Below are 25,004 nucleotides of genomic sequence, written 5' to 3' on the forward strand. Positions count from 1 at the left end.
TCCTTCCTCCTTATTTGTATCGAATCCGCGGATCAACCAAAGCGTACATGATATCCGCGAAGAGATTGGCCATTAAAATCATAAAGGCAAGCACCATGGTCGCATCCATAATCACTGGATAATCGCGATTCATAACAGCTTGAAAGATCAGTGTTCCCATGCCTGGCCAAACAAAAATCGTTTCGGTCAAAACAGCACCCGAAATCAACTGGCCCAAGGACAAACTAATGATGGTGACAACAGGAATCAAGGCATTTCGAAGCGCATGCTTGTAAACAACGACTCGCTCACTAACCCCTTTGGCCCTGGCAGTTCGTATGTAATCCTGCTGAATCACTTCCAAAAGTGCGGTTCTTGTATAGCGCATAAAGGAAGCCATTTGAATAAAACTCAACACGATCACCGGCAGTGCCAAGTGATAAGCCAAATCAATAAACTTCTTCATCCCTGTATAGCCGCTGGCCAGTGTTTCCATCCCCGAAATCGGGAACAATTTCAGATCGATGGCAAAAAACTTAACCAAAAGGAGGGCAAAGAAGAAGGCCGGTATCGAAAGTCCGATAAAGGCGATGATCGTGGCCACATAGTCGAAGACTGAATACTGCCTTGTCGCAGATATCACCCCCAGCGGTATGGCCACCAGTATACTTAATAAAAGTGCTACCCCTGAAAGCATCAAGGTATTGCCGATTCTTCTGCCAATCATATCAGCAATCGGCTCTTTAAATTTAATGGAATAACCCAAATTTCCTTGCATCAATCCCCCAACCCATTTCACATACTGGACTGGTAGAGGATCATAATATCCTATGGCTTGCAACATACTCTCAACATCTTCCGCGCGTGCATCCGATTCAATCAGATAGGCATATGGATTGCCCGGCATCAAATGAATCAGAGAAAAAACAATAATAGATATACCGATCATAACGGGGATCATTAAGAGAATGCGTCGAATTACATAATTTTTCATCGCTCTCCCCCTTTCCTTTTTCTAATTTCAACCTGTTTACCTAGATTCCTTTAATGAATAAAGCCCGCAGACAGCAAGACCCACCCTTGGGCATTGAATCTGCGGGATTCATGAACAAGAGAAAAACCGAATTTCAATGGCGATTAACGAGATCCGATTCTTCTCCTTTGTTCATTATACGATCATCTGCTAGCATCATATCTTACTCAAATAAGGGGACAAGCCTATTTTTCGTAGTACCAGTGATTCGCATCATACCACAATACGTTTGGTGCCGATGCACCTCTTAAGTTAGGGCTAACTGCACAACCCAATTCTGGTGTATACAAGAAAATTGAAGGCAGATCTTGGTTCAAGAATACGCCCCACTCTGCATAAACTTCCCCACGCGCATCGTTTTCGATAAATGAAATGCCTTTATCCAATAGACGATCGTTTTCAGCGCTTTCATAGTTCATCAAGTTGTATTTTGCTCCCGTCTTCCAGAAACGGCTTTGATCCGGTTCAACGCCGGCACCGAAACCAATTAAGAACAATTCGAAGTCATCAGCGTTCAATTGATCAAACATGGTTGCAAATTCCATAATTTGCAATTCAAGCTCAATACCAATATCCTTCAAGTTTTGTTGGATAACGGGTGCTGAACGTTCACGTGTTTTGTTTCCTGATGGGTATTTTAGTACCCATTTCAATGGCTCGCCGTTTGGTCGGTACATGATGCCATCTTTATATTCGTAGCCTGCTTCTTCAAACAAAGCGATGGCTTTTTCCGGGCTATAATCATAGTTTTCAACTAGATCTTCGCCTGGATGAGCCCAGCTTGATGTTGGCAATGGTTGCGTCAAAATCTCGCCGTAACCATACATCAAATTATCAACTAAACCTTGTCGGTCAACACCATACATCAATGCTTGTCGAACTTTCATGTCTTGGAAATCTGGGTTCAAATGATTTACACCCATAAACTGATAAGAACCGCCTGCAGTTGTCAGCACTTGAATGCCTTCGTCTTCATACAAGCCCATATCATCTGGATTAAAGTCTGATACCGTCATGTAGTTAATCTGACCACTCAACAATTCCGCTTGCGCTGTATCTTGGTTGGTCGCTTTGATAATAATGCGATCCAAGTAAGCGCGGCCTTCCCAATACTCTTCAAATGCAACTAGGCTAACATATTGATCAGGTGCAAATTCATCCATCATAAATGCGCCAGTTCCAATTGGGTTTCTCAACAATTCTGTTTGCTCACTGGCTGCAGCAACATCAATATCTTTCCAGACATGTTCTGGAATCAAGTTGGCTTTGGTTCCCACCATTGTCAATACAGAGGCATAAACGTCGTTGAAGGAAATTTTAATTGTGTAAGGATCAATGATTTCAACCCCTTCAATCTCTTCTGTTTCTCCATTATGGAAAGCTTCCATGCCTACGATTGGTGCAAAGTTTGAATAAAGCGGTCCTGTGTATCCAGGATTCGCGATAAATTTCCAGTTGAACAAAACATCTTCAGCATCGAAGGTTTCGCCGTCATGCCATTTTACGCCTTGGCGCAAATGGAAGATCATGCTTTTTGAATCATCAGCAATCTCCCAGCTTTCAGCCAATCCCGGTACCAATTCGTTTTTATCTGTAATCTTAATCAATGATTCGAATACGACATCAGTTACCAGAAAATCATTGTCCGTTGATGTAATCAAGCTCAAGAAGTTTCCGCTTGGCGGATTCCAAGACGCACGGATCAAAGTTCCGCCGAACTTATCATCTTCTGTTGGCTCTGCTGCCGGCTCACTTGTTTCTTCACCCGGCGCTGCCGGTTGAGCCGCTTCCGGCGTCTCTGTACCACAACCACTCAACATCGTTGTGAGCATTAGGATCACAACCATAAATAAAATTAATCTTTTTTTCATTCCTTTACCTCCTCTTATTCAGGTTACATGCTGCTTTCTACTATAAAACGCAAGCATACTCTAGCTTACGAAATTACCCTTATGACTGTTTCACCAACCATTGAAAAAGATTGTTCATGACTTCCGATGTGTCAATCATATCCTCTGGATGCCACTGCACCCCAATGATTTTTTCTTCTGAATCAGACTCAACCGCCTCAATCACACCATCTCCAGCTCTAGCGCTCACACGCAAACCCTTGCCTAGTTTTCGGATGCTTTGATGGTGCAGACTATTAACCGCCACCTCCGCTTCCCCAAGAATACCATAGAGCTTTGTGTTTTCTTCAATCGCCACTTTATGCACGCTATGGGTACGTTTCCCGCTTTGAATATGCTGATAGGAATCAGGAATCTGATTGTTGATATCTTGATACAAATTGCCTCCTCTTACCGTGTTAATAATCTGTAAACCTCGGCAAATACCTAGAACAGGTTTACCGGATTTCTCCACTTCCGCATACAAGCTTAATTGAAAGGCATCAATCGCCGGATCAATTTCACCCAACCGGCAGTCCGGTTCTTCACCGTACTGGCTCGGATCGATATCTCCACCACCAGAAAATAAAAAGGCATCACATATTTCCACTTGCCGCTTAATCACGTCTGGCTCTCCGAAACAAGGTATAATAAGAGGCACACCGCCTGCACGAAGTACACCCTTTACATAGGTGCTATTCACATATGCTCGCTCCATCTCTCCAAAAGGAGTATTTGATACCAATGTGTTGCCCACAATGCCAATCACTTTTTTATCCATAAACGCACGTCTCCTTTGATTCAGTCTCACACTTGCAATTAATTGCAAGTATCATGCCAAATAGATCAAATCCTGGAATGCATGTAAATCATGCGATTACGTTTCTGTAACAAATAAATAAAAGGCTTAACTGGACGCTATCTTTCGTCCAATTAAGCCTTGCAAGTCGTCCATTTATCCCATTTCTTCCACCAACTTCAATCCATCGGAAGTTAAACAGCACCCTTGCCGTCCTCGATGAACCTTCATCAGATTCTTATCGGAAATTTGCTTACACAACTTTCTAATCTTATATTCGCTAATCTCTGTTCCGCTTGATTTCTCCAATTCCTCCTTCAAGCGTTCCCGCCCGATACTTTGGCCTTGTGCATGAGCACGATAACAGATCATTAAAATTTCCTCTTCCAAATTGCGTTCAACATAATCTGGTGCCATCACTACAGAATTCAAGAGATAGGCCGGATAAGGATCATCCGTGTTTTTCATTAATTTAAAGTAATTCGCCACATTCTCAAGTTCCCGTACATTTCCTTCCCACTCATGATCAATCAAAATCTGTCTAAGGGTTATAGGTAAAACAAAATCAGGTTCTCCCAAAAATAGATTAAAGAGCAGAAGAATATCTTCCTTTCGTTGATTCAGCGGGGGCACTTCTAAAGGAAGCACATTGATCCGATAATAAAGATCCTCTCTGAACCGCCCCTGTTCCACTTCTTTTTTTAAATTTTTATTGGTCGCTGCGACAACCCGCACATCGACCCCAATAACCTGGTCACTGCCGATCCGCATAATCTGTTTCTCTTGAATCACCCGAAGCAGACGAGACTGCAAATTGATCGGCATATCACCAATTTCATCCAAGAAGATGGTTCCGCGGTTGGCCAGTTCAAATAAGCCTCGCTTGCCTTCCTTGCGCGCCCCTGTAAAAGACCCTGCTTCATAGCCAAACAACTCGCTTTCCAGCAAACTTTTTGGTAACGCTGCACAGTTAACTGCGATAAAAGGTGCCATATTTCGAGCCGATTCATTGTGAATCGACTGAGCCAACAATTCCTTGCCCGTTCCGCTCTTTCCTTCAATCATCACCGTCAAATCATTTCTAGCGAATCGCTTTGCCTTCTCGATACACCGCCTCATGATCTGTGACTGTGAAATAATGTCTTCAAAGGTATAAACCGCCTGCTGCCCCTTGGCCTTGGTCTTTTCCCAAACAGAATTCTCTAACTTTCGAATGTAGGTAACATCTCGAAACAACATCATATACTCATCAACAGAAGTCATATGCTTGACCTTCTCACTGGAGACTAACACCCATTTTCCATTGATTTTTACCAACTCATCTGTAAAATTTCCCTTGCTGGCAAGATCAGTCCCTGCAAGAAATGGCGCTAAAGTAGTCTGACCATCCAAGATCTCCCATCCCAAATCCTTGGTCACAAAATCATTGTGCATTAAAATCACACCATCTTTTGAAACCAGCAAAAATCCTTCCTGTGCCATGTTGACGACTGTGCGAAGCTGAGCCTCTCGAAGACTCGTCCTTCGGTACTGCACCTTAATCCCCTCTTCTAGGTTGGCCGTGCTATTGATATATTTTAAGAGTTTCTTATTAATTTCCCACCGATTCATCTCCAAGAGATTGATAAGATGAATCATGGTTTCCGCATCTAAGCAACGGTTGCCGACATCGATAATTCGTTTAATGCCCACCGGCACCAGCCGGCTTTCTCCCGGCGTAATTGCCACACTAAACCGCGAGGTATCCATATCGGTATCATAAGGCGTTAATTTCAGCCCTGTGATCTGCAATCGATAAATCAAGGATACAGTTTCCAAGGTATTTTCAATGCAGTCATTGACCAGCAAGATCTCGGACCCTTCCGGCATATCTAAGAGTTTAAAAGCCATATCCTCTTTAATGGTTCGTGATGCAACAACAATATGCGCAGTGGGATCAGCCATTTCTTTAAATTGCTCCGCTCGATCTTGCATCATAAATAAAACCACATCACCATGAATGGGCTTCTCATGATCCATGGAATTGACAAACAAGTGCTCGATTTCCACCTTCTGATCCAGCACTTCCCGCAAATTCCGTTCGATCTCTAAATGAACATCACCATTAAAATCCGTTACCACTACAATCTTCTTCATCTCGTCCTCAACTCTAAAAATCGTCCTGTTTTTCTTTTAAGCATACCATAGAATAGCCCTCTTTTCACCGACTCACAGGAAAGAAAAGAGCAATTCTCAAATATAAATATAATGGCAGCACTCCATTTACATTCAGGTCGATCACTGCATATATATTCGGCATTCCAGTTTTCTATGTATAAGCTCCTTCATCCATCTATTCGTACAGAGAAAAACCGTTGAGTGATGTTTCGCACCTTCCACCTCGGGTATCCAAAACTCATAGGTTTTATACCAAACCAATCAACCGACTGAAGGGAGTTTCATATGAATAAGGAAAGAAAGTTAATTGGGATCAATCTAGCAATCGCCTCCGCCCTTACCCTCTTGGTGTTTTGGATCAGCCTTTCTCTTCGGGGCCAGGCCTTAGCACCCGACCAAGGAGCCAGCTGGTACTATTGGAAACTGCCGAGTCCAACATTTTGGACTCGTTTCACAGCCTGGGGCGGCTATCTTCTTCATCAATTTGCCCTCTGGTATGTCATTCTGAACATGCATAAAGATAAACAACCACCCAGCAAAACCCTCACCAAGTACAATAAGCAACTAATTGCCATAAACCTAAGTTTTATTCTTCTTCATGCCATTCAAAGCTTCATTTGGTACGATGGATTGGCACAAGATGTCTCCGTAGCCAGTTCTCAATACTCGGTGATCCTTATGCTCGTCTTGGTCTTAATTATGGAGAATGGAAGACGTGGGCTTTTTTTTGGAAAGAAAGTAAAGCTCCCCAAAGAGGGCGTTAAACGGGTATTCGACTATCATGGTTTCTACATCGCCTGGGCCATCACCTACACCTTCTGGTATCACCCCATGGTAGGCACAGTGGGTCATCTTTTCGGATTCTTCTACATGTTTTTACTCTTTGCCCAATTGTCCTTTGCCGGCACGAAATTTCACCAAAATAAAATCTGGACCTTTCTCTTGGAGATCATCGTCTTATTTCATGGCACCACCGTGGCCATCCTACAGGGAACCGGCATTTGGAGCATGTTCTTTTTCGGCTTTGCAACCATGTTTATCGTTACTCAAATGTATGGGCTTCCTATCAGTAAAACTTGGCGGCTTACTGTAACCGCTCTTTACGCCCTTGCCGCAGTCATCACTTATAGTGGCTTTCTCTTCGACAAGAGCTTAACCATGATCCACCAGGTGATCTGGATCCCCACCATCCTCTACGGATTGGTCTTCCTCATCGTCTACACGCTAAAAATCCCCTCGCTATTTAAAACAACATCATAAACATAAAGAGCCTTGTGACGATGAAATTCTCATCCCTCAAGGCTCTCTCTTTAACTTTTCAATTCTTGGCAATTATCCAACAAAAATTCCACCCTGCCCCGTAGTGATTTCTCTCGTACTGCACAGATCTCAACAGACTTCTCAACCACTTCAACAAAGGAATAGAAATTTTCATATAAAAAGTCCAATTCACCTATTCTTCGCTCTAAAAAAGTGTTCCTACCCCGATTGGTGTTTCGCTCCAAAATCACGTCTTTGGATACATCAAGGTAATAACCGCCCTTGCAATGAAAATGCTTGAGAATTGTCAAAATCTCTTTTCGATCCCGATCGGTGATGGGAACCAAGCCATAGGTTCCCCATACCTTATGAAGCATTCCGCCAGCCAAAACATTCCTTTGATTTTTTTCAAAAAGATAAAAATAACCGCGGTGACAGATATTAAACCAGGTTGCGGGGGTATCCCAAGTCCAACCATGCTTTCGCCACATCATGGCTAACAATCGTATGGAAAAAGGAAGATCATGGGAAATAACAAGCAAAACTTTTAACGCCTTCCGTCCATTTCGTCTCAAATAGGAATATTTTTCAATTGAAGCTACAGGCAATTCGATTTTGCACTGTTTTTTTAATTCCAAGATCGTCGTCGTCTTCCCCGCTCCATTCATTCCAAACAACTCCATGATCACCATCAAATATCCCCTCCTCACTCTTTTTTCTATTCTATAAAAAATTTCGCCTCGAAAACCTTACGATTTCTTACAATGCCTAACCTACATACTTCTAAAATTCAAAGGGGTTAATTAGAAATAACATCTATAAATAAGATTATGATCTCAGCCCATTTTTGAAAGGCTAATCTTTTCACTTTAATACAAGCACAAGAATGGACAGAACATAATTTGTTCTGCCCATTTTTCTCTATCCATTTTTATTCACAATGCCTACTATAAACTGACTTTGACAGTACATTTGCCTTTGTGATCTATTCACTCATTATCTTTAAGAAAGACACAATGCGCTCACATAGCATGTCTGGCACGTCGATAAAAGGAGAATGCCCCCAATCGCCATGCACATAGATCGCTTTTTCCCCAAGAGCATCCCGAATGCCTTCCCCCATAGTCGGTGGCACAACATAGTCCCGGTCTCCCTGGAAAACCAGAACCGGACATTGAATCTGATCAATTCTCCCGTTCCCTTCCACAACCCCATTATAGCTATGAGAAATATTGAAATGCACCAAAGAATAGTCGACATCAACCAAGTTCCGTTGGGTCATCATGTCGTCCAAATACATGTCATATCGTTCTTCATCCGGTTGATTCTGGGTGTAAATCACCGCATTCCAAATGGCACGCATCACATCTTTATTTTTTTGTTCATAGGCCTGCAATACAGGAATCACCTGCACAGGATCTGCCGCAATCTCGTCCTTTGTGTGAATAAACTCGCCAACAATAGGCTGACCTTGTGCATCCTTTTTAAACATTGCATAACCTTGAATACCCACCGATTCAATGGTCACCAGTCCTAGAACGCGTTTTGGCAGTTTTGCAGCAATCTCCATGGCGATCCCCCCGCCCGTTGACCAGCCACCCAGGTAAAATTCACCTATGCCTAATTGATTAATTACTTCTATTACATCATCAGCAAAATCTTCCAAGCTGTTAATTCCATTCTTATAGCTCGATTCTCCAAACCCCCGCAAGTCAGGTGCAATCACCCGAACTTCATTCGGCATTCGATCAAATAAAACATCCAAATGCACACTTGAAGTCATGTTTCCATGAAGCATAATAAAAGGAATCTTCCCTGCAGCACTCTCCCGGTAATGGATTCTTTCACCATTTTCAAGTTCTACCGATCGCAACATCACTTTTTGCATTTTCCGTTTCCTCCATTCAATTTTTTGTCCATGGTCATAAACCAACGCTTAAAAAAGGGGGAGAGGTGCTTTTCGCACCCCTCAAGTAGTCTTTCGTTTTCTATTCAACATTCTTAACAATAATCGCAGTTCCCATGCCGCCCCCAATACAGAGAGAGGCCAAACCATACTCAAGTTTTCTTTTCTTCATTTCATGAATCAATGTAACTAAGATCCGATTGCCAGAAGCACCCAAAGGGTGACCCAAAGCAATGGCTCCGCCATTCACATTGGTAATGGGCAACAAATGATCTACCCTAACACCATGCTCTTCGGATAGTTCTTTCAAAACACCCAAAGATTGTGCTGCAAAGGCTTCATTCAACTCGATTAGCTCAATATCTGCCAAAGACATCTTCGCATTTTTCAATACATTGCGAATGGCTGGCACAGGACCCAATCCCATAACAGAAGGATCAACTCCACCTTGACCAACCGCCACAATTTCAACGAGTGGATTTAACCAATATTGATCAACCGCTTCTTCCGATGCAAGCAAGGTCATACTCGCACCGTCATTGATGCCCGATGCATTCCCTGCTGTAACGGTGCCATCTTTCTTAAAAGCAGGGCGCAAGCGTGCCAATTTTTCTTCATTGGTGGTTCGATTCATATGCTCGTCCGCGCCAAACCAAAATTCTTCTTTTCGTTTTTTAATAAGAATCGGTACAATTTCATCGTCAAATCGACCCGAATCCACCGCCGCAATGGCTCTTTTCTGTGACTCATAGGAAAAAGCATCCTGCTCTTCCCGGCTGATCCCATGCTTAGCCGCGATATTTTCCGCTGTGATGCCCATATGATAATTGTTGAACACATCGGTCAGCCCGTCTCCAATCAAGGAGTCCACTGCCGCTAAATTACCCAATTTGCTTCCCGTTCGATTTTTACCAGAAAGCAGGAATGGGGCCGCGCTCATCAACTCAACACCACCTGCTACTACCAGGTTTGCACTTCCGCTTTGAATGCCGGCAAGGCCATTCATGACAGCCTTCATCCCACTTCCGCAAACCATATTCAAGGAATAAGCGGGCGTCTCTACAGGAAATCCCGCATTCAAACTGACTTGCCGCGCAATCCCCTGCTTCAAGCCTGCAGATAATACATTGCCAATAATAACTTCATCTACTTCGGCTACCAATTCCTGATGATCTTTTAGCATTTCTTTAAGCACAGCTCCGCCCAGATCACCCGCATTGGTGTCTTTCAAGGTTCCCAAAAATTTACCGATTGGCGATCGCTTGGCCTCAACAATATATACTTTTTTCATACTTCCCTCCCATTTAATGCGAAAAGAAGGATTATCTAATTTTACACACGATAATACGATACAAACTGTCGCGCATGTTCCTGTACCAATTCATCAATCGAAAAACGACTAAAGGTATCTTTCGACAGAAGATAAATGGTGTAAGCCCCCAAGATGCTATTGATGAAGGTTGACGCCATTTTTTCAGGATCTCCGTTAATCATTCCTTCAGACTCAAGGTGTATAAAATAGGGCATAATCCCCTTCTTAAATCCCCTAGACATCTTCAGTTTAACGAATTTTTCCATATTGTCCGGCAACCTCATTTGAATCAGATAAAGGCTCTTGTTTCTCTTACAGTATTCCAAATAATCTGCTGCGATTTCGCTCATGCTTTTTTCGAAATCCTGACTGATCAGCCGCTCAATTTCATCATTCAAATGCATTTCTTCCACGTAATACTCCAGAGTCTCCTGAAATAAGGTTTCCTTGTTGCCAAAATGACGAAAAAGAGTAATTTCATTCACATTCGATTTCTCCGCAATTTGTTTGGTTGTCGCTCGTGTATATCCCTGCTCAGAAAATAACTGTAGAGCAGTCGACATAATCCTCGTTCTCGTTTCGTCTTTTTTCGACATATGATTTCCACCCGTTTCTCTATTGAATTCTTGCAACCCATGCAAGTTCTTTTACGCTTATGTGATAATTATATCATGTTCTTGGCTTAAAAAGCCTTCCATAAGTTGATAAAACGCATGGGGTTTTTCATACATAGACGCATGCCCACAGTCTTCCAGCTCAACCAACTCGCTTCGCTTTAAGTGCTCATGCAGATATCTAGCTTCATTGATCGGCGTAATATAATCATGATCCGCACCAACAAGAAGTACGGGGCATTCAATCTCTGTTAGACGTTGGCGAATATCATAGTTCTTTGAACTGTCCGTCAATCTAATCATGGCATCCAAAAATTCATTGGTAAAGAACTCCACCAATAAGGCTTTTCTTGCTTGCATCCATTGGATATTCTTTGTATAGAACATATTGGAATAAATATAGGGCAATGCCACATAATAATAACTTTCCGGATCATGCAACCTTGCTGTCCGATTCCAAGCCTCTCCAATATCGCTCAACCATGGGCTTGTATACGCTGATACATTAAATAAGGCCAGCTTACGAACTCGACCTGGGTGAGCAAGCGCTACTTGCAGTCCCACCTGGGCCCCGTAAGACACGCCACACAGGTCATAGTCCACGCTTCCTACCACATCCATAACCGCAGCAACCGCTTCAACTTGTATCTCATGATCATAAGCAAGCCCTTGGCATCTCTCCGATTGACCCTGATCAAAAAAATCCATTAAAATCAATTGTCGATTTTTTGTGATTTCAGGTATGAATTTTTTCCAGGAATTCATGCTCATCATAATCCCATTCAAAATGATCAATGGCGAATTTCCATTCGGTTGTCCAAATACCTCATAAGCAATTAACTTTCCATTACAAGTACATGTTTCCATATGTTTACCTCAATCCGCCCCAAATGCCTACAGGTTTACGGCTTTCTTTTCTTCCACTACCCTTTCTACATCTTCTGGAGCAATATAGTGATATTCCAGTGCCCGTTCAACGAGTTCTGCTCGAAAATCCGGATGTGCAATGGCAATTAAACGCAATACACGTTCCCGAATATCGGTACCTTTCAAGGCAGCAACCCCATATTCCGTTACCACATAGTCCACGTCATTTCTTGACAAGGTCACGCCGGCGCCCGGCTTCAAAAATGGAACAATTTTACTGATCATTTTTCGCTCGCCCGTTTCTTTGTTTCGAATGTTGGCCGTTGAATAAAGGGTAATAAAGGAACGACCATTTTTGGATCGTTGCGCCCCAATCGCCGTATCTGCTTGGCCGCCAGTTCCAGAGAACTGAACGTGTCCCAAAGATTCTGATCCACATTGGCCCGTCAAATCAATCTCAATAGCAGTATTGATGGAAACCTGATTATCATTTTCACCAATCACGCAGGGATCATTGGTCCAATGTCCATCCATTATCATAACGGAAGGATTGTTGTCTAGAAAATCATAGAGCTTTTGATTGCCATAGGCAAAGGCACATACAATCTTGCCCGGGTTGAGATTCTTCTTCTTGCCAGTGATCACGCCCGCTTCAACTAGATCAACCATGCCAGAAGTCATCATCTCTGTATGCACGCCCAAATCTTTTTTCCCATAAAGGGATGCCGTTACGGCATTGGGAATGCCTCCGATACCCAATTGAATACAATCACCGTCTTTGATGTATTGTGCAACCAGCTTGCCGATTGCCAAATCCTTTTCATTCGGCTCTATATCGGGTACCGTTGGAATATCATAATCCACTTCAACCATATAATCGATGTCTCTCACATGAACTTCCACGTCGCCAAAGGTTCGAGGCAGTTTTTTGTTAATTTCCAAAATCACCAAATCTGCTGCTTCCAACATACGTTTCTCGTAAACATTGCTTAGTGACAAGGAAACGAATCCATGTTTATCTGGCGGTGTCGCATTGCCGATATATACATTTGGTTTTTCATAATCCAGTCGTTTTGTCGCCGCCAAATGCAAATGATTGGGGATATAAGAGATTCGCCCATGCTTGTGCATTTTTCTTAACGGACCTGTGTAAAACCATCCGTTCATTTTAAAATGATCACGATAGTTTTCATTCATAAAATAGTCTGCCATACAGATGGGAAGGCAAGTTGATACTTGTACATTCTCCACACGATCATAGATCGTGTGGAGTTTTTCCAAGATTGCTTTCGGCTCCGCAGCAGCAAGACCGCTGACAACCACATCATTCGATTGAATATGTGATAAAGCTTCTTCTACGGTTATAAATTTCTCTGCATACGTCATTTCTTCACCTCGTTTATTGTCCTGTACCCTTATTTGCCGATCAAGTCATCGATGCTCTTGAATCCGATAAATCCTTCCCAACCTGATGCTACATCTGGGTTCATGCGCAACAATGCCATTTCTTGCGTACCCAAGCGTTTGCCGTCTGAGAAGTCAATTGCCCCACCAAATGGATTTTGAATCGGTGCTGATTCCATGGCTGCAATATAAGAGTCCCAAGTTAAATCGCCCTCTACATTTTTTAATCCTTCAACAAAGAAGTGAGCCGCAATCCATCCTGTCATCGCGTAAGCATTGCTAGACAAGTCTTCATCAGATGTTTTTGCAACCCATTCTCGGTAGTCTTTGATGGCTGGTTTAGTCATATCCACCCAAGCGTCTGAATAGATGTCAAACTGACCGTTTACTGTATCTTTTACAGCTTCTGTCATCCGTTGATCGGAATTCACATAGGTTGTAAGTGTGTCTTTGTTCAAGCCTTGTTTCGCCATTTCTTTAGCGATTTGAGGGAAAGTTCCCTGAATGGCCGCAATGACAACCACATCTACATCTTCATTTTTCAATTTGATTACCGCTGCTGAAACGTCTTCTGCATTTGGAGGCACTTGTTCTGCAATAACGGTTACGCCACCTACTTTTTCCGCTTCATTCTGAATTCCGCCTAGCAAATCTTTGCCGGCATCGTCATTGGTATAGATGACGCCAATTGATTTCGCATCGAATTCGCCAACAGCCCATGCAGTCATAATACGGCCTTCCATAGGATAAACCGGTTGAACTGGGAATGTGCAACGCTCTGAATCTGGTGCTTTTTCATTGTATAAAATTCCGGTTCCTGTCGCGAAATAAACCGCTGGAATTCCAATTTCTCTAATATCGTTTAAGGTTGCACCTACGATGGGTGTGCCAAAGTGTCCAACCAAGGCAAAGATCTTTTCGTCGTTGATCAACTTATCCATGGCTGCCTTGCCTTTTTCAGGATTAAATTCATCATCTTGATGAACATACTCAATCTGTCTGCCATCAACGCCGCCAGCTTCATTGACCATCAAGAAATACGCCTCGATGCCCGCTTTAAAGGGAACGCCAACGGGAGCCAAAGGACCTGAAGTCGCAATGGAGTTGCCCACTTTTACAGAATCTTTAGTAACGCCTTGTGCGGACTCACTCGTGGTGCCCGCGGTGCCACAACCCGTCAATGCAAGTACCAGTGCCAAAACCAGTGCCAAAACTGCTGTTCTTCTACGCTTCATTCTTCTTCCTCCTCGTATTTAAATGCTATGATGCATTACCGCCTAAATAAGCTTCAATCAAACGTTTGTCTTTGATCAGCTCGTCTGCCGCTCCCTCCATGCTTACATGCCCAACTTCCAAAACATAAGCATAGTCTGATATTTTTAAGGTCTGCAGCGCATTTTGTTCCACAATCAATATGGTCATTCCTTCTTTATTAATCTCTTTTAGAATTCTGAAGATATCTTGAACAATCAGAGGAGCTAGCCCAAGGGAAGGCTCATCCAACAACAAGACATCCGGGCTTGCCATCAAGGCACGAGCGATTGCCAGCATCTGCTGTTCCCCGCCCGATAGGGTTCCCGCAACTTGCTTCTTTCTCTCTTTTAATACAGGAAAGTAACCATAGACTCGTTCAAAGTTACTTTTTAACTGCGCACGGGTTTTCAGGGTAAACCCACCAATTCTCAAATTTTCCTCAACGGTTAATTCTGGAAAAATCTGTCTCCCTTCGGGAGATTGAACCACACCCAGTCGATTGATTTTTGCAGGATTCAAGCCAACAATAGATTCACCGCTCACTGTAATTGAGCCGGACTGAGGTTCAATCAACCCCGATATCGTTTTCAGTGTCGTTGTTTTTCCTGCTCCATTACTTCCGAGCAAGGCCACAATTTTTCCCTTTTCAACAGAGAGATCGATGCCCTTAAGAGCTGCAATGCTGCCGTAAGAGACATGTAACTTTTCAATCTGTAACGCCACCATACTATCAGTCTCCTTTCCCGAGATAGGCCTCTTGAACATCCTTGTTTTTCTGTATTTCCAACGCAGTTCCTTCACCAAGCTTCTTGCCAAAGGAAATTGCGCAAATCCGATCGCAGACATCCATCACCAGCCGCATATCATGTTCAACCAATAGAATCGCACATTTGTATTCGTCTCGAATTTCTCTCAGCAAGTTCGACATATCGGCCGTTTCATTCTCATTAAGACCCGCAGCAGGTTCATCCAATAAAATCAACTTGGGTTCGCTCATCAGCGTTCTTCCCAGCTCAACCTTCTTTAGTACACCATAGGGCTGCCCACCAATATGTTCGTTGGCTTTGTCTTCAATCTTTAAGAATCTCAAGATCTTAATGGCTTTTTCTCTTTGCTCGGCTTCTTCACGTTTTGCTTTTTTTGTTCGAAAGCCAGTTGCAATAAATCCTGTTTTATATTCAATATGACCCCCGACCAACAAATTGTCGATCAAAGTCATATCCTTGATCAATTCGATATTTTGAAAAGACCGAACCAATCCTTCATAAATGATCTGGTGGGTAACCTTGTTGTTGAGATTTACAGTTTCTCCATGTCTATTTGAAAACATAATCTCGCCATGATCCGCTTTGTAAAACTGCGTAATGCAGTTAAACACGGTTGTTTTACCAGCCCCATTGGGACCGATTAAACCATATATTTCTCCTTGATTCACGGTGAAAGAAAGATGATCAATGGCTTTAATCCCGCCAAATGCAATCGATAAGTCATTCACTTGCAGGCAATTGTTCTTTTCCATGTTTTCTTCCTTTCTTCCAGAATTTTTTGATGTCGTTCCCTAGATAAATCATTCCACTTGGATAAAACATGATCACGACAACGATCAAGACCCCTGTAAACACATAGGCCAAACCATCCACATTTCCAATGACCGGAAGTTGCTTTAAAATCAATTCCGGTACGCCAAATACCACAAACGAGCCCAGAATCGGACCTTCAATCGTCTGCATGCCACCAATAACAATCACAGCTAAAATTTGCAGCGAAAGCATCAGATTCCATCCCGATGGATAGGCAAATCGAATAAAATGCACATACAAGACGCCGCCAATCGCCGCATAAGCAGTTGCAATCCCAAATGCAGTCAACTTATATCGAAGTAAGTTGATGCCCATGGCTTGTGCCGCCGCTTCACTGCCTCTCATGGTCAATAAAGCCCGCCCAGTTCTCGAATGAATAAAGTTATAGGTGAAAATCATCAATCCAATCAGCACGACAACCATAAAAATAAACGTCAATTGTCGATCAAACTGAATCACACCAAACAGCTTTGGATAGGAGGCGTTTTTCCCAGAAAATCCATTGGTTACGGCATCCCATTCAATAAAAACCTGTCTAAAAATTTCTGAAACAGCAAGGGTTGCAATCGCCAGATAGTATCCTGCTAATCGTAAAGAGATTAATCCAATCACCAAGCCGATGATTAATGGAATTCCAACTGAGACGATCACAGACAAAAGAAACGGCAGATTCAAATCTGCTGTTAAATAAGCAGACAAATATGCACCCATTCCCATAAATCCTGCCGTTCCCAGTGAAATCAAACCACTGTAGCCCAGCAAGACATTCATGCCAATTCCAACAATGGCATAAAAAATCACAGTGCCCAAAACCGTAATGGTCGCAGATCCAATCAATCCCATTTTTTGTACAGTCGGCAGCAAAATCAAAAACAATCCAAAAAGAAGGTATGCCTTATAGGGCGGTTTTTTCTCGATCACCTTCTGACCTTTTTCCTTTTTTTCTATCCCATTCACATCTGATCCTCCTTGTTTCTTTCCGTCAATTTCTCGTCGCTCTTTAGGAAACTTTCGCATGGGTTATACCTTCTTGATCTTCTTCTTACCAATCAAACCGTTTGGTCTGAAGATGATAAAGATTAAGATCAATAAATACATCAAGGCTTCTCCCCAAGTGGAAGACACATAGAAACTCAACAAGTTCTTGCTAAGTCCAATGATATAAGCGCCGATAACAGGTCCATAAAAGGTTTGGAAACCACCCAATACGCAGGCAACCAATGCACTGATCTGAACACTGTCCATCATAGAAACATTGACAGTGATTGCCGGTGCCAACATTAAAGCAGACAGCGCGCCTAATGAAGCGGCTACAGCCCAAGCACCCATAGTAATCAATTTGGTTGGCACGCCCATCAACTGTGCCGTTTTTTCACTAGAAGCAGTTACTCGAACTGCCAATCCCCATTTTGTCTTCTGCAAAAACAGAAATAAAACAGTCATCAATGACAAGCCGACCACAATATTTAAAACGGCATTATAGGTTACACTGGCTCCCATAATTTGATAGGTACCGTCTTGAATGAATCGGGGAAATGATAGGGGACTCGTGCCAAAGATCATCGGCGCGATCCCCAGAAAAAACATGATCAAGCCAAAGGTAATAATTTCCTTACCAATTGCTCCAACATGCTTGGCATTTCGCATAATGACGAAGTCAACCAAAACACCCGTAACAAACGCACTTAACATGCCCACAAGTGCTGCAAGATATGGGGAAGCGCCTGTATTGATTAAAAAGAATGTTGCCACAAATGCATTAAGCATCCCGACTGAACCCTGTGCAAAGTTCTGCATGCGGCTGGTCTGGAAAATAATAATAATTCCCAAACTGGCCAGCGCGTATACACTCCCCGTCTCTAATGAGCTAAAGAGTATTTGCAAAAAGGTTGACATATTATGCCTCCCCCCATTTCACAACATTTGCTGCCCATACATATCCAATGCCGGCCGCAATCATCAAAACATAGTCACCGTCTTTGACCTTGCCTGCATCCAAGCCGAGCTTCAAAGACAAGATCTGGTCCACTTGGCCCATATGTCCATAATGTTCAAGGTAAATGGATTGTTCTTCCGTTAAACCAAGCTCGCCCAACATAAACTTGTGCATGGATTTCTTAAAGTGCAAAACGGCCAAATAATCAATTCCATCTCTGTCAATTCCAGATTTTTCGAGCGAACGATCAATACATGTCATCCAGTTTTTCATAGATACTTCATTCAATCGTGCTTTCATAGGTCCTGGATTCATCAATGTCAATGATTTGTATGCTCGATCCAAATTTTCTTTGGTAATGGGTTGATTGATTCCGCCAATCTCTACACCCGCATCCCGGCTCAATGAGCCGTCCGCCATAATATGTGAACCCAAAAGCAAGTTCTTGGTCATTCCGTCTTTTAGTACAATCGCACCAGCACCTGCTGAAAGGTTGTACATCATTGACATGGACTTGTCTTCAAAATCGACAAAGTCGCCATTGCGGTAACCACCAACAACCATGACTGTATGAATCTCATCATCAGCAATCAGCATATCTTTTGCGATCTTCATTGCGGATACTGTGGTACAGCATCGATTCTGAACATCAATGCCCCAAGCATTCACCGCTCCAATTTTATCTTGGATATAAAGAGCAGATGTTGTAAGTGGATATTCCTTCCATTCCTCACCCATGCACAAAACCACATCAATTTCTTTGGGGTCGATCTTGTACTCTTCAATGGCAGCAAGGGCTGCCTTAACGCCCATTTCTTGGGTACCATCGTTCACGCCTGGAATGCTCTTTTCAACAATGCCCAATTTCTCACGTATTGCTTCTTCCGACCATACACCTTTTGTCTTAACTGATATCTCCGCTGCCGACATCCGACTTTCAGGAACATAAATTCCGACTGCTGCAATTCCAACATTTTCTTTCATATTTTTCACCCGACCTTTACTTATTAATTTGTTTTCCTATAGCCTCATTCCACCGTTGACACTCAAATTATGACCCGTTACATAAGAGGCTTCATCACTTGCCAAGAAGCATGCCGCATTCGCGATTTCTTCAGGCTGGCCCAATCGACCCAACATAGTCATACCTGCAAATTTTTCCAATAGTTTTTCTGGAACCGTCTGCATCATATCCGTCATGACATATCCTGGAGAAATCGCATTGACGCGTACCGCCGCTCCTTTACGTGCAAACTCTTTCGCCCATGTTTTGGTCAAGCCGTAAACTCCAGCTTTTGTTGCCGCATAGTTGGATTGACCAATGTTTCCAAATTCTCCTACGACTGAGGCGATGTTAATCACAGAACCCTTACCTGCTGTAATCATCATTGGAGCAATATGTTTAGACAGGTTGTAAACACCGGTCAGATTCACGTTAATTACCTGATCCCACATCTCATCTGTCATCTTCTGCAACAAAGCATCTTTGGTAATTCCAGCATTGTTTACAAGAATATCAACTTGCCCGTAGCTTTCTTGTAAGTAATCTGCAAATGCCTTGCACGCTTCCCGATTCGTGATGTTCAGCTGATAGCCGGCTACGCCTTCCAACTCATAAGACAATTCCGTTAGATCCACAGCAACCACCTTGGCTCCCTCTGAAACAAACTTTCTTGTGATTTGTTCACCGATTCCTTTTGCCGCGCCAGTTACTACTGCTACTTTTCCTTCTAACCTCATATTGACTCCTCCTTATTTTTTAATGTAAGTACTTACTGACATTTTAAAGGAAAAACGCTTTCCTTGTCAACAACTTTTTTTTAGGCTTCCAATTTATTTGTGTTTGCCTTTCAAATTTACTTAGACAGCCAATTCTTTGCTCAGTAAAGGAAGGATCGTTTTAAAGTCACCAACAAGGCCAACATCTGCATATTCGAAAATCGGCGCATCTGGATCTTTGTTAATTGCCACAATAAAGCTCGAGTTTTCCATCCCTGCAATATGTTGAATCGCTCCAGATATCCCGCATGCAATATACAATTCAGGTCGTACAGTGGTTCCGGTTTGACCCACTTGTCGAGATTTTTCAATCCATCCCTCATCGACTGCTGCACGAGATGCCGCTAATTCACCGCTTAAAGTATCTGCAAATCCACCCAAAATTTCAAAATTCTCCTTGGATCCAACTCCACGTCCACCAGCAACCAATACCCGTGCCGATCCGATATCCACATGGGATTTTACCGATTTTACGACTTCCAAAATCTTCACTCTCATGGTTAGATCAAGCTTGCTAAGATCCATTTTCTCAACCTTCATTCTGTGATCGCCCTTTTCACGGACAACTTCCATCACTCCAGGTCGAACCGTTGCCATTTGAGGCCGATGATTTTCACAAATAATTGTTGCCATGATATTTCCGCCAAAGGCTGGACGTGTCATCAATAATTTGCCAGTCGTCTCATCAATTTCTAATTTCGTACAATCTGCCGTCAACCCTGTCTTCACAGCTGCCGAACAACGCGGTGCCAAATCTCGGCCAATTGAACTTGCTCCAATCAACAGGATATCTGGATCCTCTGCACGAATAAACGAAGTTAGTACTTCGGTATACAATTCTGTATGATACAGCTGAAATTTTTCGTCATCGCACAAGATCACACGATCAAGTCCATACAACTCAAGTTCTGCTATAGAATCCTCCAACTGGCTCCCAATCAATACCCCCACTACCTGTTTGTTTTCTTGGCATGCAGCCAATCGTTTTGCTTCAGAGATCAATTCAAATGCAACCGGCTGAATTACGCCTTCCCGTTGCTCAATATATATCGCAATGTCTTTCGCCATTTTCATTTTCCTTTCTATAGGATATTTAAACCCTTCACATAATCTACAATTTTCTCAAGACCAACCTCAGGGTTCTCGATATAGCGAGTTCCCGCAGATTTTGCGCTTTTTGTTACAGATTTTTTCACGCGTGTCGGCGATCCTTTCAAGCCAAGTTCCCGCTGATCAACCTTCAAATCATCTGCCGTCATCATATGGATTTTACGGTCCTTCATGGTTGTCACAATATGATGTGTATGCATATATCGCACTTCAATTTCTTCCGACAAGGTTGTCAACAAACAAGGTAGAGGCAATTCCAATTTATAGTCGCCATCTTCAAACTTTCGAGTCGCCAAAACACCCTCTCCACCAAGAACTGCATGGCTCACATAGGTTGCTTGAGCAAGATTTAAATGCTCGGCAATTTGTGGACCAACTTGTGCCGTATCTCCATCGATCGCTTGTCTACCGCACAAGACGATATCTGCTCCAATTTCTTTGATCGCACCAGCTAAAGCAGTCGATGTCGCCCAGGTATCTGCTCCTGCAAATTTTCGATCCGACAATAGTGTCGCTTGGTCAGCACCCATGCACAAGGCTTCAATCAATACGCCTTCTGCCTGCTTGGGTCCCATGGTTAATACATGCACACAAATTTCTGGTTTTTCATCCTTCATGCGAAGCGCCAATTCCATTGCCGCTTTATCATCTGGGTTCATAATGCTTGGCACGCCATCACGAATTAGCGTTCCTGTTTCTTGATTGATTCGTACCTCTGTTGTATCAGGCACTTGTTTGACACATACGATAATTTTCATTGTTCTCACTCCCCTTATCTCAATAGACTTCCAGCGACCACCATGCGTTGCACTTCACTTGTTCCTTCATAGATCTCCGTGATTTTTGCATCTCGCATCATTCTTTCAACTGGATATTCTCGGGTATATCCGTAACCACCGTGCAATTGAACCGCTTTGGTTGTCACATCCATGGCAACCTCTGCCGCAAAAAGTTTTGCCTGTGCAGCCTCAACCGTATACGGCTTGTTTTCACCCTTCAAGGATGCCGCACGATAAACGAGGAAACGCGCTGCTTCAATTTTTGTCGCCATATCCGCCAAAACAAATTGCGTATTTTGGAATTTAGAAATAGATCGACCAAACTGCTTGCGTTCCTTGGTATAACGAACGGTTTCTTCCAAGGCACCTTCTGCAATTCCCAAGGCTTGCGCTGCGATACCAATCCGTCCACCATCCAATGTTTTCATGGCAAGAGAGAATCCTTTGCCTTCCTTGCCCAACAAATTTTCATCCGGCACAAAGACATCTTCAAAAATCAGTTCACATGTAGCCGATCCTCGAATCCCCATTTTCTTCTCTTTCTTTCCAATGCGGAAACCTGGCATCTCTCTTTCTACCAAAAAGGCACTGATCCCGCGTGTTCCCTTTGCTTTGTCCGTCATTGCCATCACAACATATAGGTCTGCGTATTGTGCGTTGGTAATAAAAATTTTGGACCCGTTTAATACATAACCGCCTTCAACCTTTGCGGCCTTGGTCTGTTGCGAACCAGCATCGGTTCCTGCAGCGGGTTCCGTTAATGCAAAGGCACCCAACTTCTCACCAGACATCAAAGCAGGCAAATACTTGACCTTTTGTGCCTCGGTTCCGTATTCAAAAATCGGAGCCGAACAAAGGGAGGTATGGGCACTGACAACAACACCTGTTGTTGCGCAAACCTTTGATAATTCTTCCACGCATAGCACATAATCCAAAATATCGCCGCCAGCGCCCCCATATTGCTCTGGAAAAGGTATTCCCAACATGCCATTTTTGGCCATCTTTTTCACGTTCTCAATTGGGAATTTTTCTTCTTCATCTATCTCAGCTGCCATAGGCTTCACTTCATTTTCAGCAAATGCCTGAAACAACATTTTCATCATCTTGTTTTGTTCCGTTAATTGAAAATCCATTTTGTCCTCCTCTTGTTATTGAGCGGGTGGAATAACAACCGCTTCACCTTTTAACACCAAATCTCCATTTTGATTGCTGCACTCTGTCTTCAATGTTGCTCGTTTTCTCTTTTCATCCAATTCAATTACCGTAACAGTCGCGGTAATGGTATCGCCAAAACGCACAGGAGCCGTAAATTTTAAAGATTGCTTCAAATAAATGGTTCCCGGTCCAGGCAACTGCATCCCTAATACGGCAGAAATATAGCCAGCTGTCAACATGCCATGCACAATTCTTCCCCCGAACATGCCCTTCTTGCTCTCTTCTTCATTAAAGTGAGCAGGGTTCAAGTCACCACTGATTCCACCATAAAGTACAACATCTGTTTCCGTTACGGTACGCGAACGTTTTGCTTCTTGTCCAATTGTCATTTGGTCAAATGTATAGCTCATATTATCCTCCTTGGATTAGCCAATGTATGTAACCACTTGCATACTACTACTTTTATTTTCGTTTGTCAATAATTTAACTAAAAAAATTTTAATAAAAACAAGTTTTTTAAAATCCACTCCCATCGCCATCCAATTCCAAGAACTTTTTTGCACAAAAAAACCCCGTTCCGATTTTAAATTCTTCAGAACGAGGCACTAGCGACTCATTTCTATTTATTTAATCTAAACCAATTCTCTTTAATCGAATGCCAATCACAAGCCCCGAAACAACAAGAATCACCAGCAATGGCAGGATGAATTGAAAGTCTAAAACGCGGCTCGTCATCAACTTAAATCCCCACGTTGCGGGAAAAACTAGGCTTGCAGCCGTAAATGCTTTGGGTAGTAGATCCGATGGAAACATAATACCACCCAGCATAATGGACGGAAGAAAAACGAATTGTGCTACCAGGGTTAATCGAGAGGTGCTTTTCACTAAAAGCCCCAATACCGTTCCAACGCCAAGGCTTGCAAGAATAAAAAGTGCAAGCGAAATAAAATACACCCCAAGCTCAACTGGCAAGCGTGCATCAAAAAAGATGGGCGCTAAAAAAAAGATGATTAAACTCATGATGTAGAGATGAATAAATGCAGAGATCAGGTTATTAACCGTTGCCACCCACAAAGGGATGCCTCCCATCTTGTAGGCCTTTTTAATCTCGCTTCCATACAAGTCAACCAAGGGAGCCGACGCGCCCAAAATTGCACCCATTGTCACCCCAAAAATAGTCATAGACTGGATCAGGGTCTCTTTCGCCGCCGGATTAATAGAGGAAAAAATGCCACTCATAAAGGCAAAAAACACCAGGGGCACCAGGTAATATGTAAGCAAAATCCCCCGGTTTCGCAAATCAATTTTCCACTGCAAGGCAACACCAAACAAAAAAGCATTCATTATTTTTCCTCCCTTGCAATATCCATAAACCGTTGCTCCAATGTGGCTCTTTCAATCTTCACATCAAGAACGGTATTTTGTGTCTTTCTGCAATTTTCAAGAACCTCATACAAGGTATCTGCAATATTTGAAGATTGAAAAACAAAATAGCCTTGGTCAATTTGATGATTCTGCAAAGGATCCCGTGTCTTTACATAAATCTGACACTGGGTGCCCATCACGCTGGTCAATTCCTTTGGCCCACCGGAAAAAGCAATTTTTCCATCTTTGAGGATTGCAATACGATCACAAAGACTTTCTACTTCTGCCATGTCATGGCTGGCTAGCATAATGGTTTTTCCTCTGGCTTTCAACCAATTGATATGTTCATGCAAAACAACTCGGCCCTCCACATCAAGTCCTGCCGTAGGCTCATCTAAAAATATAATATCTGGGCTGCCGATCAATGCGAGTGCAAGATGCAACCGCCGCTTTTGTCCCGTTGACATCTGACCATATTGCTTATTCTTCAGTGTTTTTAATCCCAACTTTGAAAAAAGTTCCAAGTCAACTTTTTCCCGATTCCACTTGCTGAACAAGGTAAACGCCTCTATGGCTTTCATATTGGCTTGCAACGAAGAGGACTGTAACTGAACACCGATTGAACCATCAAGAAAAATTTTCCCACTTTCATACCGCCTTAAGCCTTCAATGCATTCCAGTGTCGTCGTTTTTCCTGCACCATTGGCACCCAAAAGCGCAAATGATTCACCCTTCTTCACCTCAAATGAAATCTCTTTTATGACCGTATTCTGACCATAACTCTTAATCAAATTTTCAACCCTTATTGCCGCATCCATTCATATCC

At 42.8% G+C, this 25,004-nt stretch carries 24 protein-coding genes; 1 reads left to right on the forward strand and 23 read right to left on the reverse strand.

The window, feature by feature from the left end; genetic code table 11:
• Nucleotides 1–10: 10 nt before the first annotated feature.
• From AC25CA_RS14475 to AC25CA_RS14490, 4 genes are all read right to left on the reverse strand, one after another.
• The gene (locus AC25CA_RS14475; RefSeq protein WP_486814543.1) at nt 11–973 is read right to left on the reverse strand and encodes an ABC transporter permease; all 963 of its coding nucleotides are present in this window, start codon (nt 971–973) and stop codon (nt 11–13) included.
• A gap of 224 nt (nt 974–1,197) precedes the next feature.
• A complete protein-coding gene (locus AC25CA_RS14480) occupies nt 1,198–2,883 on the reverse strand; it encodes an ABC transporter substrate-binding protein (protein ID WP_486814544.1) in 1,686 nt (561 codons plus the stop codon).
• A gap of 79 nt (nt 2,884–2,962) precedes the next feature.
• Complete coding sequence (locus AC25CA_RS14485) at nt 2,963–3,682, reverse strand: gamma-glutamyl-gamma-aminobutyrate hydrolase family protein (RefSeq protein WP_486814545.1); 720 nt, start codon at nt 3,680–3,682, stop codon at nt 2,963–2,965.
• Nucleotides 3,683–3,856: 174 nt separating this feature from the next.
• The gene (locus tag AC25CA_RS14490) at nt 3,857–5,836 is read right to left on the reverse strand and encodes a sigma-54 interaction domain-containing protein (protein WP_486814546.1); all 1,980 of its coding nucleotides are present in this window, start codon (nt 5,834–5,836) and stop codon (nt 3,857–3,859) included.
• 306 nt (nt 5,837–6,142) lie between these two features.
• Here AC25CA_RS14490 and AC25CA_RS14495 point away from each other — a divergent pair, with 306 nt between their 5' ends.
• The gene (locus AC25CA_RS14495; protein ID WP_486814547.1) at nt 6,143–7,117 is read left to right on the forward strand and encodes a hypothetical protein; all 975 of its coding nucleotides are present in this window, start codon (nt 6,143–6,145) and stop codon (nt 7,115–7,117) included.
• 50 nt (nt 7,118–7,167) lie between these two features.
• Here AC25CA_RS14495 and AC25CA_RS14500 read toward each other — a convergent pair whose 3' ends face one another.
• The 19 genes from AC25CA_RS14500 to AC25CA_RS14590 form a co-directional block, all read right to left on the reverse strand.
• Nucleotides 7,168–7,812, reverse strand: a complete 645-nt coding sequence (locus AC25CA_RS14500; RefSeq protein ID WP_486814548.1) for a hypothetical protein — start codon at nt 7,810–7,812, stop codon at nt 7,168–7,170.
• 290 nt (nt 7,813–8,102) lie between these two features.
• Nucleotides 8,103–9,005 carry an intracellular short-chain-length polyhydroxyalkanoate depolymerase gene (gene phaZ, locus AC25CA_RS14505; protein ID WP_486814549.1) on the reverse strand — a complete coding sequence of 301 codons (903 nt, stop codon included), beginning with the start codon at nt 9,003–9,005 and terminating at the stop codon, nt 8,103–8,105.
• Nucleotides 9,006–9,105: 100 nt separating this feature from the next.
• On the reverse strand, nt 9,106–10,314 hold the full coding sequence (locus tag AC25CA_RS14510) for an acetyl-CoA C-acetyltransferase (RefSeq protein ID WP_486814550.1): 1,209 nt from the start codon (nt 10,312–10,314) through the stop codon (nt 9,106–9,108).
• Nucleotides 10,315–10,355: 41 nt separating this feature from the next.
• Nucleotides 10,356–10,931, reverse strand: coding sequence for a TetR/AcrR family transcriptional regulator (locus AC25CA_RS14515; RefSeq protein WP_486814551.1), 576 nt, complete (start codon nt 10,929–10,931; stop codon nt 10,356–10,358).
• A gap of 57 nt (nt 10,932–10,988) precedes the next feature.
• Nucleotides 10,989–11,816, reverse strand: coding sequence for an alpha/beta fold hydrolase (locus AC25CA_RS14520; RefSeq protein WP_486814552.1), 828 nt, complete (start codon nt 11,814–11,816; stop codon nt 10,989–10,991).
• A 27-nt stretch (nt 11,817–11,843) separates the two neighbouring features.
• Entirely contained in the window at nt 11,844–13,235 is a 1,392-nt protein-coding gene (locus tag AC25CA_RS14525) for an acetyl-CoA hydrolase/transferase family protein (RefSeq protein ID WP_488193291.1), read from the reverse strand.
• Nucleotides 13,232–14,455, reverse strand: a complete 1,224-nt coding sequence (locus AC25CA_RS14530) for an ABC transporter substrate-binding protein (protein WP_486814554.1) — start codon at nt 14,453–14,455, stop codon at nt 13,232–13,234. The genes AC25CA_RS14525 and AC25CA_RS14530 overlap by 4 nt, the downstream gene beginning before the upstream one ends.
• A gap of 25 nt (nt 14,456–14,480) precedes the next feature.
• The gene (locus AC25CA_RS14535) at nt 14,481–15,200 is read right to left on the reverse strand and encodes an ABC transporter ATP-binding protein (RefSeq protein ID WP_486814555.1); all 720 of its coding nucleotides are present in this window, start codon (nt 15,198–15,200) and stop codon (nt 14,481–14,483) included.
• Between the two features lie 4 nt (nt 15,201–15,204).
• Complete coding sequence (locus tag AC25CA_RS14540) at nt 15,205–15,993, reverse strand: ABC transporter ATP-binding protein (RefSeq protein ID WP_486814556.1); 789 nt, start codon at nt 15,991–15,993, stop codon at nt 15,205–15,207.
• Entirely contained in the window at nt 15,962–17,011 is a 1,050-nt protein-coding gene (locus tag AC25CA_RS14545; RefSeq protein ID WP_486814557.1) for a branched-chain amino acid ABC transporter permease, read from the reverse strand. The genes AC25CA_RS14540 and AC25CA_RS14545 overlap by 32 nt, the downstream gene beginning before the upstream one ends.
• A gap of 63 nt (nt 17,012–17,074) precedes the next feature.
• Nucleotides 17,075–17,950: a branched-chain amino acid ABC transporter permease gene (locus AC25CA_RS14550; RefSeq protein WP_486814558.1), complete on the reverse strand. Its 876-nt coding sequence runs from the start codon at nt 17,948–17,950 to the stop codon at nt 17,075–17,077.
• A 1-nt stretch (nt 17,951) separates the two neighbouring features.
• On the reverse strand, nt 17,952–18,974 hold the full coding sequence (locus AC25CA_RS14555) for a 3-oxoacyl-ACP synthase (protein ID WP_486814559.1): 1,023 nt from the start codon (nt 18,972–18,974) through the stop codon (nt 17,952–17,954).
• A gap of 36 nt (nt 18,975–19,010) precedes the next feature.
• On the reverse strand, nt 19,011–19,730 hold the full coding sequence (gene fabG, locus AC25CA_RS14560; protein WP_486814560.1) for a 3-oxoacyl-ACP reductase FabG: 720 nt from the start codon (nt 19,728–19,730) through the stop codon (nt 19,011–19,013).
• Between the two features lie 120 nt (nt 19,731–19,850).
• Nucleotides 19,851–20,837 carry an electron transfer flavoprotein subunit alpha/FixB family protein gene (locus AC25CA_RS14565; RefSeq protein ID WP_486814561.1) on the reverse strand — a complete coding sequence of 329 codons (987 nt, stop codon included), beginning with the start codon at nt 20,835–20,837 and terminating at the stop codon, nt 19,851–19,853.
• Between the two features lie 14 nt (nt 20,838–20,851).
• The gene (locus AC25CA_RS14570; protein ID WP_486814562.1) at nt 20,852–21,637 is read right to left on the reverse strand and encodes an electron transfer flavoprotein subunit beta; all 786 of its coding nucleotides are present in this window, start codon (nt 21,635–21,637) and stop codon (nt 20,852–20,854) included.
• A gap of 14 nt (nt 21,638–21,651) precedes the next feature.
• Nucleotides 21,652–22,791, reverse strand: coding sequence for an acyl-CoA dehydrogenase (locus tag AC25CA_RS14575; protein WP_486814563.1), 1,140 nt, complete (start codon nt 22,789–22,791; stop codon nt 21,652–21,654).
• 15 nt (nt 22,792–22,806) lie between these two features.
• Entirely contained in the window at nt 22,807–23,223 is a 417-nt protein-coding gene (locus tag AC25CA_RS14580) for a MaoC family dehydratase (RefSeq protein WP_486814564.1), read from the reverse strand.
• 217 nt (nt 23,224–23,440) lie between these two features.
• On the reverse strand, nt 23,441–24,157 hold the full coding sequence (locus tag AC25CA_RS14585) for an ABC transporter permease (protein WP_486814565.1): 717 nt from the start codon (nt 24,155–24,157) through the stop codon (nt 23,441–23,443).
• Nucleotides 24,157–24,996 carry an ABC transporter ATP-binding protein gene (locus AC25CA_RS14590; RefSeq protein WP_486814566.1) on the reverse strand — a complete coding sequence of 280 codons (840 nt, stop codon included), beginning with the start codon at nt 24,994–24,996 and terminating at the stop codon, nt 24,157–24,159. The genes AC25CA_RS14585 and AC25CA_RS14590 overlap by 1 nt, the downstream gene beginning before the upstream one ends.
• Nucleotides 24,997–25,004: the final 8 nt, after the last annotated feature.

It is taken from the genome of Gottschalkiaceae bacterium SANA (assembly GCA_036323355.1).
Lineage (GTDB): Bacteria > Bacillota > Clostridia > Tissierellales > GPF-1 > GPF-1.

What these genes read in the sequence shown, in the direction of transcription:
- AC25CA_RS14480 (WP_486814544.1), bottom strand. Translation starts at nt 2,883, where the DNA reads ATGAAAAAAAGATTAATTTTATTTATGGTTGTGATCCTAATGCTCACA.
- AC25CA_RS14520 (WP_486814552.1), bottom strand. Translation starts at nt 11,816, where the DNA reads ATGGAAACATGTACTTGTAATGGAAAGTTAATTGCTTATGAGGTATTT.
- AC25CA_RS14485 (WP_486814545.1), bottom strand. Translation starts at nt 3,682, where the DNA reads ATGGATAAAAAAGTGATTGGCATTGTGGGCAACACATTGGTATCAAAT.
- AC25CA_RS14585 (WP_486814565.1), bottom strand. Translation starts at nt 24,157, where the DNA reads ATGAATGCTTTTTTGTTTGGTGTTGCCTTGCAGTGGAAAATTGATTTG.
- AC25CA_RS14575 (WP_486814563.1), bottom strand. Translation starts at nt 22,791, where the DNA reads ATGGATTTTCAATTAACGGAACAAAACAAGATGATGAAAATGTTGTTT.
- AC25CA_RS14580 (WP_486814564.1), bottom strand. Translation starts at nt 23,223, where the DNA reads ATGAGCTATACATTTGACCAAATGACAATTGGACAAGAAGCAAAACGT.
- fabG (WP_486814560.1), bottom strand. Translation starts at nt 19,730, where the DNA reads ATGAGGTTAGAAGGAAAAGTAGCAGTAGTAACTGGCGCGGCAAAAGGA.
- phaZ (WP_486814549.1), bottom strand. Translation starts at nt 9,005, where the DNA reads ATGCAAAAAGTGATGTTGCGATCGGTAGAACTTGAAAATGGTGAAAGA.
- AC25CA_RS14540 (WP_486814556.1), bottom strand. Translation starts at nt 15,993, where the DNA reads ATGGAAAAGAACAATTGCCTGCAAGTGAATGACTTATCGATTGCATTT.
- AC25CA_RS14495 (WP_486814547.1), top strand. Translation starts at nt 6,143, where the DNA reads ATGAATAAGGAAAGAAAGTTAATTGGGATCAATCTAGCAATCGCCTCC.
- AC25CA_RS14570 (WP_486814562.1), bottom strand. Translation starts at nt 21,637, where the DNA reads ATGAAAATTATCGTATGTGTCAAACAAGTGCCTGATACAACAGAGGTA.
- AC25CA_RS14510 (WP_486814550.1), bottom strand. Translation starts at nt 10,314, where the DNA reads ATGAAAAAAGTATATATTGTTGAGGCCAAGCGATCGCCAATCGGTAAA.
- AC25CA_RS14515 (WP_486814551.1), bottom strand. Translation starts at nt 10,931, where the DNA reads ATGTCGAAAAAAGACGAAACGAGAACGAGGATTATGTCGACTGCTCTA.
- AC25CA_RS14535 (WP_486814555.1), bottom strand. Translation starts at nt 15,200, where the DNA reads ATGGTGGCGTTACAGATTGAAAAGTTACATGTCTCTTACGGCAGCATT.
- AC25CA_RS14565 (WP_486814561.1), bottom strand. Translation starts at nt 20,837, where the DNA reads ATGGCGAAAGACATTGCGATATATATTGAGCAACGGGAAGGCGTAATT.
- AC25CA_RS14490 (WP_486814546.1), bottom strand. Translation starts at nt 5,836, where the DNA reads ATGAAGAAGATTGTAGTGGTAACGGATTTTAATGGTGATGTTCATTTA.
- AC25CA_RS14590 (WP_486814566.1), bottom strand. Translation starts at nt 24,996, where the DNA reads ATGGATGCGGCAATAAGGGTTGAAAATTTGATTAAGAGTTATGGTCAG.
- AC25CA_RS14555 (WP_486814559.1), bottom strand. Translation starts at nt 18,974, where the DNA reads ATGAAAGAAAATGTTGGAATTGCAGCAGTCGGAATTTATGTTCCTGAA.
- AC25CA_RS14475 (WP_486814543.1), bottom strand. Translation starts at nt 973, where the DNA reads ATGAAAAATTATGTAATTCGACGCATTCTCTTAATGATCCCCGTTATG.
- AC25CA_RS14530 (WP_486814554.1), bottom strand. Translation starts at nt 14,455, where the DNA reads ATGAAGCGTAGAAGAACAGCAGTTTTGGCACTGGTTTTGGCACTGGTA.
- AC25CA_RS14550 (WP_486814558.1), bottom strand. Translation starts at nt 17,950, where the DNA reads ATGTCAACCTTTTTGCAAATACTCTTTAGCTCATTAGAGACGGGGAGT.